The organism is Bacillus sp. SRL543 (genome assembly GCF_984799205.1).
Genome location: NZ_OZ481794.1, coordinates 375001 through 389159, shown reverse-complemented (window position 1 = coordinate 389159; position 14159 = coordinate 375001). Strand labels below are relative to the sequence as shown.

At 49.7% G+C, this 14159-nt stretch carries 10 protein-coding genes, 3 rRNA genes and 1 riboswitch (1 of these 14 running past the window's edge); all 13 genes read right to left on the bottom strand.

The genetic code is table 11. The annotated features are described in order from the left end of the window. Positions 1-54 precede the first annotated feature (54 nt). Positions 55-1467 (bottom strand): amidophosphoribosyltransferase, encoded by a 1413-nt coding sequence (gene purF, locus AC4E8B_RS02115; protein WP_490216717.1) that lies wholly within the window; start codon positions 1465-1467, stop codon positions 55-57. After that, on the bottom strand, positions 1452-3668 hold the full coding sequence (purL, locus tag AC4E8B_RS02110; protein ID WP_490216716.1) for a phosphoribosylformylglycinamidine synthase subunit PurL: 2217 nt from the start codon (positions 3666-3668) through the stop codon (positions 1452-1454). Before purL ends, purF begins: the two co-directional genes overlap by 16 nt. Beyond that, complete coding sequence (gene purQ, locus AC4E8B_RS02105) at positions 3652-4338, bottom strand: phosphoribosylformylglycinamidine synthase subunit PurQ (RefSeq protein ID WP_490216715.1); 687 nt, start codon at positions 4336-4338, stop codon at positions 3652-3654. The genes purL and purQ overlap by 17 nt, the downstream gene beginning before the upstream one ends. Further along, entirely contained in the window at positions 4335-4589 is a 255-nt protein-coding gene (purS, locus tag AC4E8B_RS02100; RefSeq protein ID WP_490216714.1) for a phosphoribosylformylglycinamidine synthase subunit PurS, read from the bottom strand. The genes purQ and purS overlap by 4 nt, the downstream gene beginning before the upstream one ends. Further along, positions 4582-5301 (bottom strand): phosphoribosylaminoimidazolesuccinocarboxamide synthase, encoded by a 720-nt coding sequence (gene purC / locus AC4E8B_RS02095; RefSeq protein ID WP_490216712.1) that lies wholly within the window; start codon positions 5299-5301, stop codon positions 4582-4584. The genes purS and purC overlap by 8 nt, the downstream gene beginning before the upstream one ends. 66 nt (positions 5302-5367) lie before the next feature. Beyond that, positions 5368-6660 (bottom strand): adenylosuccinate lyase, encoded by a 1293-nt coding sequence (gene purB, locus AC4E8B_RS02090; RefSeq protein WP_490216710.1) that lies wholly within the window; start codon positions 6658-6660, stop codon positions 5368-5370. After that, positions 6657-7817 carry a 5-(carboxyamino)imidazole ribonucleotide synthase gene (gene purK, locus AC4E8B_RS02085; protein ID WP_490216709.1) on the bottom strand — a complete coding sequence of 387 codons (1161 nt, stop codon included), beginning with the start codon at positions 7815-7817 and terminating at the stop codon, positions 6657-6659. Before purK ends, purB begins: the two co-directional genes overlap by 4 nt. Next, entirely contained in the window at positions 7804-8286 is a 483-nt protein-coding gene (purE, locus tag AC4E8B_RS02080; protein WP_490216707.1) for a 5-(carboxyamino)imidazole ribonucleotide mutase, read from the bottom strand. Before purE ends, purK begins: the two co-directional genes overlap by 14 nt. 145 nt (positions 8287-8431) lie before the next feature. Further along, a riboswitch (purine riboswitch) is annotated at positions 8432-8533 on the bottom strand. Between the two features lie 106 nt (positions 8534-8639). Continuing rightward, positions 8640-8843, bottom strand: coding sequence for an NETI motif-containing protein (locus AC4E8B_RS02075; RefSeq protein WP_490216706.1), 204 nt, complete (start codon positions 8841-8843; stop codon positions 8640-8642). Continuing rightward, a complete protein-coding gene (locus tag AC4E8B_RS02070; protein ID WP_187445823.1) occupies positions 8840-9361 on the bottom strand; it encodes a DUF2179 domain-containing protein in 522 nt (173 codons plus the stop codon). The genes AC4E8B_RS02075 and AC4E8B_RS02070 overlap by 4 nt, the downstream gene beginning before the upstream one ends. A gap of 883 nt (positions 9362-10244) precedes the next feature. Further along, positions 10245-10361, bottom strand: a 5S ribosomal RNA gene (rrf, locus tag AC4E8B_RS02065). Positions 10362-10432: 71 nt separating this feature from the next. Continuing rightward, positions 10433-13377, bottom strand: a 23S ribosomal RNA gene (locus tag AC4E8B_RS02060). A 178-nt stretch (positions 13378-13555) separates the two neighbouring features. Beyond that, a 16S ribosomal RNA gene (locus AC4E8B_RS02055) occupies positions 13556-14159 on the bottom strand (it continues 946 nt past the right edge of the window). Together the 16S, 23S and 5S rRNA genes form the textbook arrangement of a ribosomal RNA operon.

The window sequence follows — 14159 nt, the reverse complement described above, 5'->3', positions numbered from 1 at the left end:
CCTCGATCATGTATTTTTTTGAAAAGAAAAGCAGCATTGCTGAATGCCGCTTTTTTAGACTTTTTCGTAAGGATGAATGGTAGAAGGATAGATTTCGGTCGGATAATTACCTGTAAAGCATGCCAGGCACTGGCCTTTCAATGCTCCCTGCTCTGTCCTGCCGATCGCTTCGATCATGCCTTCCGCGCTTAAAAAGGAAAGGGTGTCTGCCCCGATGATTTCCCGAATCTCTTCCACAGAATGCTCGGAGGCGATCAGTTCTTCCTTTGTCGATGTATCGATTCCGTAGAAGCAAGGGTTTTTAATCGGCGGTGAGCTGATCACGACATGAACCTCAGTCGCGCCTGCCTCACGGAGCATAGTGACAATCCTTCTGCTTGTTGTGCCCCGGACGATGGAATCATCGACCATGATGACCCTTTTGCCCTCGACAACACCGCGTACAGGGGAGAGCTTCATCTTGACGCCCTGCTCTCTCAGTGACTGGGATGGCTGGATGAATGTCCTGCCGACATATCTATTCTTGATCAGCCCCATCTCATAAGGAATTCCGGAGGCTTCCGCATAGCCGATGGCAGCCGAAATGCTGGAGTCAGGCACGCCCGTGACCACATCTCCTTCAAAAGGAAACTCTTCAGCCAGCTTCTTCCCAAGACTTTTCCGGGCCGTATGGACATTGATGCCGTTGATATTGCTGTCAGGCCTTGAAAAATAAACATATTCCATTGTGCACATGGCTGTTGTTGAGGCAACCGCAAACATCTCGGAACGGAAGCCTTCATCATCAATGATCAGCAGCTCGCCAGGGAGCACATCCCTGATGAACTCTGCCCCGACCACATCAAATGCACAGGTCTCTGAAGCTACCACATAAGCATCGCCAAGCTTCGCGAGCGATAGCGGCCGCATGCCATTCGGGTCAAGCGCCACCATCAATTCGGTTTCTGTCATGATCAGAAAAGCATACGCGCCCTTTACCATGGAAAGGGCCGTTTTAACCCGGTCCTTCAAGGCCGAAAATCCGCCGCGCTTGATCAGATGGGCCAGCACCTCTGTATCTGAGCTGGTCTGGAAGATGCTTCCCTGTCCCTCAAGCTGATTTTTCAATGCAGTGGCATTTACCAGATTGCCATTATGCGCAAGTGCCAGGCCGCCGTTTTGCGAGTTGAACAGCAGGGGCTGGACATTTTCATATCCTCCTCCGCCTGCTGTTGCATAGCGGACATGGCCGATGGCCGACTTTCCGTCCATCGCCTCCATTGCTTCCTGGGTGAAAATTTCAGCTACTAAACCTTCGCCTTTCAGCCCTTTCAGCTTTTTGCCGTCCGTGACGACCATTCCTGTTCCTTCCTGGCCGCGGTGCTGCAGGCTGTGAAGGCCGTAATAGGTAATCTGGGCGGCATTTTCATGCCCCCAGACGCCAAAGATGCCGCATTCTTCGTTAAGGCCTCTTATTTCAGCAAGCATGGGATTGCTCCTTTCCAGGCTGATTTCAGAACTTCTGTTTGTTCTTTCATAACCAGGCCGCTGTCAGAGTGGATTTCAAGGACAGGCTCTCCTGTCACCTCGCCGATCAGAACCGCATCAGTCATCTGTTCAAATGCCTGCTGATCTTCCTTTTTAACACTGAGGAGGAAGCGGGACTGCGATTCACTGAATAAGGCCGCAGTTTCATTTCCAGAGATGCGGATGGCGGCTCCAAGTTCCTCTGAGCCAAACAGACTTTCAGCAGCAGCCACTGCAAGGCCGCCTTCTGCCAGGTCATGGGCGGAAGAGACAAGTCCGGCACGGATGGCTGAGAGCACCTGCATCTGATTTCTTGCTTCTGTTTCCAGATCAAGCTCCGGCGCTTTCCCGAAAATTTCGCCGTGAACAAGCTTTTGCAGTTCACTGCCGCCAAATTCGGCCTTTGTTTCTCCTAGAAGATAAATCAAATCGCCGGCCTGCTTGAAGCTTTGGGTTGTAATATGGTCAACATCCTCTACAAGCCCGACCATCCCGACTACTGGTGTAGGATAGACAGCTGTGCCGTTGGTTTCGTTGTATAGTGAAACATTGCCGCCGATGACCGGCGTATTCAGGGCAAGGCAGGCACTGCTCATGCCGTCTGCCGCTTTTTCCAGCTGCCAGAAGATTTCAGGCTTTTCCGGATTGCCGAAGTTCAGGCAGTCTGTAATGGCAAGCGGCTCGGCACCTGATGCAATGATATTCCTTGCTGCCTCAGCAACGGCAATCTTCCCGCCTGTTTCAGGATCCAGATACAGATAGCGCGAATTGCAGTCGGTTGTCATCGCAAGCGCCTTGCGCGTTCCGCGGATCCTCACGACAGCCGCATCAGAGCCTGGAGCCACAACTGTGCTCGTGCGAACCATATAGTCATATTGGTCATAGACCCATTCCTTGCTTGCGATCGTAGGCTGCTGCAGCAGGCGCAGTAAAGTATCCCTTGCGTCACCCGCTGCCGGGACTTCCGTGTCCATGGCCTGGAATTCACGGAAATACTCAGGCTCGCGTGAAGGCTTGTGGTATACAGGCGCTTCCTCGGCAAGAGCATCAGCCGGTACATCCGCCACCACTTCTCCTTTATGGAGGAGGCGCAGCATTTTATCATCTGTCACCCGGCCGATCGCCACAGCTTCGAGTTCATATTTTGAAAAAAGATCAACGATTTCCTGCTCACGCCCTTTTTGGACGACAATCAGCATACGCTCCTGTGATTCAGACAGCATCATTTCATAAGCAGTCATGCCCGTTTCCCTCTGCGGGACAAGATCGAGATTCATCTCAATGCCGGAGCCTGCTTTACTTGCCATTTCGGCAGAAGAGCTTGTCAGCCCGGCTGCCCCCATGTCTTGTATGCCGACAAGCGCATCACACTTGACCAGCTCAAGGCACGCCTCAAGCAGCAGTTTTTCCATGAACGGATCGCCGACCTGGACAGCAGGGCGCTTTTCTTCAGATTGCTCTGTCAGCTCCTCAGATGCAAAGGTCGCGCCATGGATGCCGTCTCGGCCTGTTTTCGCACCAACATACATAACCGTATTGCCGACGCCGTGCGCCTGTCCTTTTTTAATATCTTTATGATCGATCAGCCCGACGCACATCGCATTGACGAGCGGGTTGCCTTCATAAGAAGCATCGAACTGCACTTCGCCCCCGACAGTCGGAATGCCGATGCAGTTTCCGTATCCGGCAATGCCAGCGACTACTTCTTTAAAAAGGTACCGAACGCGAGGAGAATCCAGCTCTCCAAAGCGAAGAGAGTTAAGGAGAGCGACCGGTCTTGCTCCCATTGAAAATACATCCCGGATAATGCCGCCCACACCCGTTGCCGCTCCCTGGTAAGGCTCGATCGCAGATGGATGGTTATGGCTTTCGATTTTAAATACAACTGCCTGGCCGTCTCCGATGTCAACGATGCCAGCTCCTTCCCCCGGACCCTGCAGGACGCGTTCACCTTTGACCGGGAATTTTTTCAGGACCGGCTTGGAATTTTTATAGCTGCAATGCTCTGACCACATGACGGAAAACAGTCCGAGCTCTGTGTAATTCGGCAATCTGCCAAGGATATCCTCAACCATCGCAAATTCCTGGTCCGTCAACCCCATCTCTTTGTAGACTTTTTCTGTTACAATCTGCTCCGGGCTTGGCTCAAGCATTAACGGCATAAGATTCCCTCCATTGTTTGACGATTGATTGGAAAAGCTTCAGTCCATCGGCACCGCCCAATAGCTGGTCGACTGCCCTTTCAGGGTGAGGCATCATGCCAAGGACATTTCCTTTTTCATTGATGATCCCGGCGATGTCGCTGAGGCTTCCATTCGGGTTATCGCCGCTGTATGTGAATACGATTCTATTATTTTCTTTAAGTGATTTCAGTGTAGCTTCATCGCAGTAATAATTGCCTTCTCCATGCGCGATCGGGATGGTGATCACTTCGCCCTGTTCATAGGAGGAAGAAAAGATCGTGTTATTGTTGGCTACCTGGAGCTTTACAGGCCTGCACATGAATTTCAGGCTTTCATTCCTTCGCATCGCTCCTGGCAGCAGACCGGATTCAAGGAGGATCTGGAAGCCATTGCAGACACCAAGGACCGGCTTTCCTTCCTCTGCTGCTTTAATCACGGCCTTCATCACCTTGCTGAAGCGGGCAATCGCGCCGGAACGGAGATAATCTCCATAAGAGAAGCCGCCCGGCAGAAGGATCGCATCATAGTCATCAAGGCTTTCTGTATCATGCCATACATATTCTGCCTGCTCCCCAAGCTCATCCTGGATCGCATGGAACATATCAATATCACAATTGGAGCCCGGAAAAACGATGACTGCAAACCTCACAGTGCAACACACTCCTCAATTTCATAACGGTAATCCTCAATCACTACATTGGCCAGCAGGCGCTCACACATTTCTTTTACAGCATCATCGATATCGCGATCTGTCTTATCGATTGTCAGCTCCATATATTTCCCAATCCGGACGTCCTGAACTTCATTGAAGTTTAAGGAGTGCAGCGACCCTTTCACAACCGTTCCCTGCGGATCCAATACACTTTCTCTTAATGTGATATACACCTTTACTTTATACATGCTGGCGTCCTCCCAATCTTGTTAAAATATTTTCATAGGCGTCTGTTAAGCTTCCCAGATCACGGCGGAATACATCTTTATCAAGCTTCGCATTTGTCTCCATATCCCAAAGGCGGCAAGTATCAGGAGAGATTTCATCTGCCAGCAGAATGTCGCCGGCAGCATTTTTTCCGAACTCAAGCTTAAAGTCAATGAGACGAATGCCCATTTCCTTAAAGAAGCTTGATAAAAATGCATTAACCTCAAGCGCTTTGCTCTTCAGCAGGGCAGCTTCATCAGGAGAAGCAAGCTCAAGCTCAAAGACATGGTCATCAGTAATGATTGGATCGCCCAGGCTGTCATCTTTCAAGTAAAATTCCACAAGCGTTTTTTTCAGCGGAGCCCCTTCTTCCATTCCAAGCCTTTTTGCCATGCTTCCTGCAGCCACATTCCTTACAACCACTTCAATCGGAATAATCTCTACTTTTTGTACAAGCTGCTCTGTTTCTGATAGTTTCTCAATAAAGTGGGAGCTGATGCCCTTTTTATGAAGCTCTGAAAACAGCAGACTTGTAATCTCGTTATTCAAACGGCCTTTACCGGCAATCTCTGCTTTTTTCTCTCCGTTGAATGCAGTTGCAGAGTCTTTATATTCAAGCCAGACAATATTTTCATCATCGGTCAGATATACCTTTTTCGCCTTGCCTTCATATAATTGCGCTCTCTTTTCCATGGCAGAGCCTCCTTGGTAAGAATATTGGGAATCTTCCTGATAAAAGGGGACCGAAGCCCCCGAATTTTATAAGCCTAAGCGGTCAAAAATGGTATCCACATGCTTGATGTGATAGTTATAATCGAAGCAATCTTCAATTTCCTTTGCTGACAGCCTGGAAGAAATCGTTTCATCAGCTTCCACCAGCGATTTGAACGCTACCTGCTTCTCCCATGCCTCCATCGCCCTCGGCTGGACAACGTCATATGCCTCTTCACGGGCCATGCCTTTATCGATCAAGGCAAGCAGCACACGCTGGGAATAGATGAGGCCAAGGGTACGGTCCATATTTCTCTTCATGTTCTCCGGGAACACGGTGAGATTCTTAACGATATTTCCAAATCGGTTCAGCATATAATTCAGGGCAATCGTTGCATCCGGAAGAATGATCCGCTCTGCTGAAGAGTGTGAGATATCTCTCTCATGCCATAATGGCACATTTTCGTACGCTGTCAGCATATGGCCGCGGATCACCCGTGCAAGGCCTGTCATATTTTCAGATCCGATTGGATTGCGCTTATGAGGCATCGCAGAAGAGCCTTTCTGGCCTTTTGCAAAGAATTCCTCCACCTCACGGGTTTCACTCTTTTGCAGTCCGCGGATTTCAACGGCAAACTTCTCAACGGAAGTTGCAATCAGCGAAATGGCAGCCATATAGTGGGCATGGCGGTCGCGCTGCAGTGTCTGTGTCGAAATAGGGGCAGGCTGCAGTCCCAGCTTCTCGCATACGTAGCTTTCGACAAATGGATTGATATTGGCATAAGTTCCTACAGCACCGGACATCTTACCGAATTCAACACCGGCAGCGGCCTGCTTAAAGCGCTCCAGGTTCCGCTTCATTTCCTCATACCATAAAGCCAGCTTCAGCCCGAAGGTTGTCGGCTCCGCATGGACACCGTGCGTGCGTCCCATCATGACTGTGTATTTATGTTCTTTTGCTTTATTCTTTAAAATTTCAACGAAGTTCTCCAGGTCCTGAAGAAGGATGCTGTTAGCCTGCTTAATCAGGTAGGAAAGAGCCGTATCCACTACATCAGTGGAAGTGAGGCCGTAATGGACCCATTTCCGCTCTTCGCCGAGAGTTTCCGAAACCGCGCGGGTGAATGCCACCACATCATGGCGCGTTTCCTGCTCGATTTCATTGATGCGTTCGATATCGAATGAAGCATTCTCACGGATTTTCTGCACATCTTCTTTTGGGATGTCCCCGAGCTCTGCCCATGCTTCACAAGCAAGGATTTCTACTTCCAGCCAGGCCTTAAAGCGATTTTCCTCTGTCCATATCGCTCCCATTTCCGGTCTTGTATAACGTCCAATCATCGTAAAACCTCCATACCTTCTTTTGCTTTGCTCCATATTCCGCTGCGGTCTATCTCAGCAAGCGCTTCTGCCGCTGTAGCCCTTAAAAGGGTTGCATGCCCCATCTTCCGCTTATGCTTCGGTTCATCTTTCCCATACAGATGGATTTTCCAATCCTTCAGGGCCGGAATCGCCCTGATCACATCTGACTGGTGCTCTCCTAATATGTTGACCATAACTGCCGGATTTAATAGCTTTGTGCTTGCAAGCGGCCAATTGCACACTGCCCTGATATGCTGCTCAAACTGCGACGTTTCACAGGCCTCGATCGTATAATGGCCTGAGTTATGCGGCCTTGGGGCCAATTCATTTATGTAAATCTCATCGCCGTCAGAGAGAAACATCTCCACTGCAAGCGTCCCTACCAGCCCAAGTGCTTCACCAATCTTTATGGCCAATTCCTCAGCCTTGCGGGCAGCATTCTCACTGATTTCTGCCGGTACAATGGTTTCATGCAGAATATTTTCCTTATGAATATTCTCTCCCACTGGAAAAACAGCAGTCTCCCCATCCGGATTTCTTGCAATGATAACCGAGATCTCCTTTTGAAAAGAAATCCACTTTTCCAGGACACAGATGCCTTTTTCAAGCAGCTCTGCAGCAGCAGGAATATCATCCTTTGAACGGATCACATATTGGCCTTTGCCATCATAGCCGCCGCGCGCCGTCTTTAGTACCGCAGGAAAATCAAGCTTCTCTATATTATCATAAATATCGGCCGTCTTTTCGATGCGGGCGTAAGGCGCCACCTTTGCCCCTGCCCGTTCGATCGCTTCCTTTTCCGTCAGGCGGTCCTGCGTTGTGCGGAGCAGTTCAGACCCCTGGGGAACATAGGCATGGCTGGTCAGCCAGTCAAGCGCCTCGGCATTGATATTTTCAAATTCGTAAGTGATCACATCGCTTGCCTCTGCAAGTTCCTTTATACATAGCAGGTTATCGTAACCGCCGACAATCTGCCGGTCGGCTACCTGGCCGCAAGGAGAATCAGGTGCCGGATCAAGGACTGCAATCCTGAACCCCTGTGCCTTGGCTGCCAATGCCATCATTCTTCCCAGCTGTCCGCCCCCGATGATTCCGATCGTCTGTCCAGGCAAAATTGTTTGTTTAGACAAGTTCATCACTGCTCTCCATTACTTCCTGTTCTGTCTGCAGCCTCAAGTTCTCAATCCTGTCCGCAATATCCGCATCAAAAGCTCCCAGCATCTGTGCAGCAAGAAGGGCCGCATTGACTGCGCCGGCCTTTCCTATAGCTACGGTGGCGACAGGAACACCTCCTGGCATCTGAACAATGGACAGCAGCGAGTCAAGTCCGTTAAGAGCCCTGGATTGGACAGGAACGCCAATGACCGGCAATGTCGTCTTGGCTGCGACCATTCCTGGCAGATGGGCTGCACCCCCGGCTCCGGCAATGATCACTTTTATCCCGCGCTTCCTTGCTTCTTCTGCAAACCGGAACATCAAGTCCGGTGTGCGGTGGGCAGAAACAACCTGCTTCTCATACGGAACTTCAAGCTTTTCCAGCATATCGCATGTATGCTTCATCGTATCCCAGTCAGACTTGCTGCCCATAATAACAGCTACTTTCATGTGCCTCTCCCCCAACAGAAAATTGATCTTTCCCCAAAATAAAAAGCCCGGACAGATATCTTTCACTAATAGAGAAAGTAATCTGTCCGGGCTCGGATATAAAGGACTCCTCCTAATACACGCAAGGAAGCAGACCCCTGAACCGGTCATATCATCTTTCCCTTATAGTCCGGCCATTTACGGCAGCCAGGTAGAAACTTATGGGCCATATCCCCATTATTATATAAGGGTAAATCTTTATATGAGTATAACTTTAATTGTAATCTTATCTAACAACATCTTACCAACTATCCTATGGAAGTGTCAACCACTATTCGAACAATAAGAGTTGATAATAGGATAATGTTCGTGTTTTACTCTGCCTTCTTCGCTTCAAAGACAATCTGCCGTCCCGCCGGCTCATAAGTGACCGAACCGCCGGCCTTCACTTCTTTAAATATCGGCTTTTCTGTCCTTCTCACCGGCACATAGCCTTCTTTTGCTATGCGGTCAAGGCATTGGCTGATCGTTTCATTTTCAAGGACTTCAAACTGCTTCTTCTTCATTTCCTTGCTCATGAATACAATTTTCCTTTCCTAACAGACTTCACCCAGAACCCGCCATGAATGGTCTTAGGCTCATAGGCAATGATGAAGGCTTTAGGATCAAGCTCCTTAATCGTCTGGTAAAGCTTCAGTTCGTATTTTCTGGGCGTCAGGATCTGCATAGCCATCCGGTCGCCCTCAAGCCCATTGGCAGCCCAGTTCGTTACGCCATACCCTTTTTCCCTCAGAACCCTGGGAACATCTTTATCATATTCTTTTGTTATTACATTAACCGTTATATATCCAAGAGCAAGTTTCTCCTCAATCTTCATCCCGACGACTACACCGATTCCGTAACCGACAGCATAAGCGACCAAATTCTGGATCTGATCAAGATTATCAAGGACAAGCCCCAGTCCTATTACATAAATGACCACTTCGATCATGCTGATAAAAGCTGCCAAATAGCGCTGCCCTTTCAGTGTCAGAATCATCCTGATCGTGAAAAAGGAGACGTATACAATATTAATGACAAGTATGATGGCAACCATCACTAAACTATTTTCAAGCAAAAATAAACCTCCTCCAAGCTTCTGCCTAAAATCAACGTAAAGCCCTATTGTACAAGAGAAATCTCCTTTTGCGAACCATTTAGAAAAAAATAAAATGATCTTTTTGTTATGTTAACCTATTTGGCTCATGATAAAACCGCTGCAGCGGATAGTGTGGCAGGGAAATGGAGGGAAGTTGAAAGAAAGACGCAGAGTTTTTTCTGGGAGGGTTTTGGAGGAGTCAGGGGAGTGCAGGACGGTTTCGGTTTATGTAAGATGTAAGCGGCTGCTTAGGTGGCGGAACTTGGGCTGAGTTGGGCGGGTTAAGTGCAGCTGGTAAAATATATGGGGAGGATGAATCGATGTTTTTAGGCAAATGGTAAGATACGATGGGGGTTCGGTAAATTAAATGAGCAATTCGGTAAATTAATTGGAGAATTGATTAAATTAATCGTAAAGTTGGTAGATTATCATGCCTGGTGATTAAATTCATGGTATAGTCAGCTGCTCTACCCATTATTGTAGCCAAAAATACTGCTCTTTTGTCCACCCGGCGTTCTTTTTCCAGCAATATTAGGAATTTAGCAGTTGGGCTATAGTTGTTTTAGGGCAAATGGTAAATTAACTGGGGTATTCGGTAAATTAAATGAGCAATTCGGTAAATTAATCAGCCCATTTGGTGAATTAATCGCAAAGTTGGTAGATTATCATGCCTGGTGATTAAATTCGCAATTAAAGCGCCTATTCTCCCCTTCAAAAATCCTGCTCATTCGCCCACCCGACCGCTAATTTCCGCTCAAGAGCACTTTTCTTATTAAAAATCTCTCCATTTCCCTAAAAAAGCATAAAAAAAAGAACAGTCACGCAGACTGTTCTTCGTTTCGCCCGGCAGCGTCCTACTCTCACAGGGGGAGAACCCCCAACTACCATCGGCGCTGAGAAGCTTAACTTCCGTGTTCGGTATGGGAACGGGTGTGACCTTCTCGCTATCGCCACCAGACTATTTAGATGAGGTTTTGTTCCCTCAAAACTAGATAATGCAGAAGAAGAAGAATGACAGAGTAATCAATTGTGGTTAAGTCCTCGATCTATTAGTATCTGTCAGCTCCACGTGTCACCACGCTTCCACCTCAGACCTATCAACCTGATCATCTTTCAGGGATCTTACTAGCTTGACGCTATGGGAAATCTCATCTCGAGGGGGGCTTCATGCTTAGATGCTTTCAGCACTTATCCCTTCCGCACATAGCTACCCAGCGATGCCTTTGGCAAGACAACTGGTACACCAGCGGTGCGTCCATCCCGGTCCTCTCGTACTAAGGACAGCTCCTCTCAAATTTCCTGCGCCCACGACGGATAGGGACCGAACTGTCTCACGACGTTCTGAACCCAGCTCGCGTACCGCTTTAATGGGCGAACAGCCCAACCCTTGGGACCGACTACAGCCCCAGGATGCGATGAGCCGACATCGAGGTGCCAAACCTCCCCGTCGATGTGGACTCTTGGGGGAGATAAGCCTGTTATCCCCGGGGTAGCTTTTATCCGTTGAGCGATGGCCCTTCCATGCGGAACCACCGGATCACTAAGCCCGACTTTCGTCCCTGCTCGACTTGTAGGTCTCGCAGTCAAGCTCCCTTGTGCCTTTACACTCTGCGAATGATTTCCAACCATTCTGAGGGAACCTTTGGGCGCCTCCGTTACTTTTTAGGAGGCGACCGCCCCAGTCAAACTGCCCGCCTGACACTGTCTCCCGCCCCGATCAGGGGCGCGGGTTAGAATTTCAATACAGCCAGGGTAGTATCCCACCAATGCCTCCACCGAAGCTGGCGCTCCGGCTTCAAAGGCTCCTACCTATCCTGTACAAGCTGTACCAAAATTCAATATCAGGCTGCAGTAAAGCTCCACGGGGTCTTTCCGTCCTGTCGCGGGTAACCTGCATCTTCACAGGTACTATAATTTCACCGAGTCTCTCGTTGAGACAGTGCCCAGATCGTTACGCCTTTCGTGCGGGTCGGAACTTACCCGACAAGGAATTTCGCTACCTTAGGACCGTTATAGTTACGGCCGCCGTTTACTGGGGCTTCGATTCAGAGCTTCGCTTGCGCTAACCCCTCCTCTTAACCTTCCAGCACCGGGCAGGCGTCAGCCCCTATACTTCGCCTTGCGGCTTCGCAGAGACCTGTGTTTTTGCTAAACAGTCGCCTGGGCCTATTCACTGCGGCTTTTCCGGGCTATTCACCCTAAAAAGCACCCCTTCTCCCGAAGTTACGGGGTCATTTTGCCGAGTTCCTTAACGAGAGTTCTCTCGCTCACCTTAGGATTCTCTCCTCGCCTACCTGTGTCGGTTTGCGGTACGGGCACCTTTTCCCTCGCTAGAGGCTTTTCTTGGCAGTGTGGAATCAGGAACTTCGGTACTAAATTTCCCTCGCCATCACAGCTCAGCCTTATGCAAACGGGATTTGCCTCGTTTGCAGCCTAACTGCTTGGACGCGCATATCCAACAGCGCGCTTGCCCTATCCTCCTGCGTCCCCCCATTGCTCAAACGGTAAAGAGGTGGTACAGGAATATCAACCTGTTGTCCATCGCCTACGCCTTTCGGCCTCGGCTTAGGTCCCGACTAACCCTGAGCGGACGAGCCTTCCTCAGGAAACCTTAGGCATTCGGTGGATGGGATTCTCACCCATCTTTCGCTACTCATACCGGCATTCTCACTTCTAAGCGCTCCACCAGTCCTTGCGGTCTGACTTCGATGCACTTAGAACGCTCTCCTACCGCGGACACCAGATGGTGTCCACCCACAGCTTCGGTGATACGTTTAGCCCCGGTACATTTTCGGCGCGGAGTCACTCGACCAGTGAGCTATTACGCACTCTTTAAATGGTGGCTGCTTCTAAGCCAACATCCTGGTTGTCTAAGCAACTCCACATCCTTTTCCACTTAACGTATACTTTGGGACCTTAGCTGGTGGTCTGGGCTGTTTCCCTTTTGACTACGGATCTTATCACTCGCAGTCTGACTCCCATGGATAAGTCTTTGGCATTCGGAGTTTGTCTGAATTCGGTAACCCGATGGGGGCCCCTAGTCCAAACAGTGCTCTACCTCCAAGACTCTTACAACATGAGGCTAGCCCTAAAGCTATTTCGGAGAGAACCAGCTATCTCCAGGTTCGATTGGAATTTCTCCGCTACCCACACCTCATCCCCGCACTTTTCAACGTGCGTGGGTTCGGGCCTCCATCCAGTGTTACCTGGACTTCACCCTGGACATGGGTAGATCACCTGGTTTCGGGTCTACGACCACATACTCATTCGCCCTATTCAGACTCGCTTTCGCTGCGGCTCCGTCTGTTCAACTTAACCTCGCATGTAATCGTAACTCGCCGGTTCATTCTACAAAAGGCACGCCATTACCCTGACCCGAAGGTCATAGGGCTTTGACTACTTGTAGGCACACGGTTTCAGGATCTGTTTCACTCCCCTTCCGGGGTGCTTTTCACCTTTCCCTCACGGTACTGGTTCACTATCGGTCACTAGGGAGTATTTAGCCTTGGGAGATGGTCCTCCCTGCTTCCGACGGGATTTCTCGTGTCCCGCCGTACTCAGGATCCACTCTGGAGGGAACGAAGTTTCAACTACGGGGCTGTTACCCTCTATGGCCGGCCTTTCCATGCCTGTTCATTTACTCCGTTCCTTTGTAACTCCGTGTAGAGTGTCCTACAACCCCAGGAGGCAAGCCTCCTGGTTTGGGCTAATCCCGTTTCGCTCGCCGCTACTCAGGGAATCGCGTTTGCTTTCTCTTCCTCCGGGTACTTAGATGTTTCAGTTCCCCGGGTCTGCCTCCAATGCCCTATGTATTCAGGCAAGGGTTCCATCCCATTACGGATAGAGGGTTTCCCCATTCGGAAATCTCCGGATCAAAGCTTACTTACAGCTCCCCGAAGCATATCGGTGTTAGTACCGTCCTTCATCGGCTCCTAGTGCCAAGGCATCCACCGTGCGCCCTTTCTAACTTAACCTAAAAATAAGCGAAGCTTATTCTTGGTATCACTCTCAAAATGAGAGAAAACCTAAAATGGCGATTACTCGGTAATGTCTTCTTCATTACATTATCTAGTTTTCAAAGAACAAAATTGAGAGATCATACTCTCAAAACTGAACGAACAAAGACCGTCACGTCTTGTATATATTCCTTAGAAAGGAGGTGATCCAGCCGCACCTTCCGATACGGCTACCTTGTTACGACTTCACCCCAATCATCTGTCCCACCTTAGGCGGCTGGCTCCAAAAGGTTACCCCACCGACTTCGGGTGTTACAAACTCTCGTGGTGTGACGGGCGGTGTGTACAAGGCCCGGGAACGTATTCACCGCGGCATGCTGATCCGCGATTACTAGCGATTCCAGCTTCATGCAGGCGAGTTGCAGCCTGCAATCCGAACTGAGAATGGTTTTATGGGATTCGCTTAACCTCGCGGTCTCGCAGCCCTTTGTACCATCCATTGTAGCACGTGTGTAGCCCAGGTCATAAGGGGCATGATGATTTGACGTCATCCCCACCTTCCTCCGGTTTGTCACCGGCAGTCACCTTAGAGTGCCCAACTGAATGCTGGCAACTAAGATCAAGGGTTGCGCTCGTTGCGGGACTTAACCCAACATCTCACGACACGAGCTGACGACAACCATGCACCACCTGTCATCCTGTCCCCCGAAGGGGAACGCCCTATCTCTAGGGTTGTCAGGAGATGTCAAGACCTGGTAAGGTTCTTCGCGTTGCTTCGAATTAAACCACATGCTCCACCG

Bases quoted from the DNA above. Each gene is read 5' to 3' on its own strand.
- purF (WP_490216717.1), bottom strand. From the start codon at position 1,467: ATGCTTGCTGAAATAAGAGGCCTTAACGAAGAATGCGGCATCTTTGGC.
- purL (WP_490216716.1), bottom strand. From the start codon at position 3,668: ATGCCGTTAATGCTTGAGCCAAGCCCGGAGCAGATTGTAACAGAAAAA.
- purS (WP_490216714.1), bottom strand. From the start codon at position 4,589: ATGTATAAAGTAAAGGTGTATATCACATTAAGAGAAAGTGTATTGGAT.
- purC (WP_490216712.1), bottom strand. From the start codon at position 5,301: ATGGAAAAGAGAGCGCAATTATATGAAGGCAAGGCGAAAAAGGTATAT.
- purB (WP_490216710.1), bottom strand. From the start codon at position 6,660: ATGATTGGACGTTATACAAGACCGGAAATGGGAGCGATATGGACAGAG.
- purK (WP_490216709.1), bottom strand. From the start codon at position 7,817: ATGAACTTGTCTAAACAAACAATTTTGCCTGGACAGACGATCGGAATC.
- purE (WP_490216707.1), bottom strand. From the start codon at position 8,286: ATGAAAGTAGCTGTTATTATGGGCAGCAAGTCTGACTGGGATACGATG.
- AC4E8B_RS02075 (WP_490216706.1), bottom strand. From the start codon at position 8,843: ATGAGCAAGGAAATGAAGAAGAAGCAGTTTGAAGTCCTTGAAAATGAA.
- AC4E8B_RS02070 (WP_187445823.1), bottom strand. From the start codon at position 9,361: ATGGTTGCCATCATACTTGTCATTAATATTGTATACGTCTCCTTTTTC.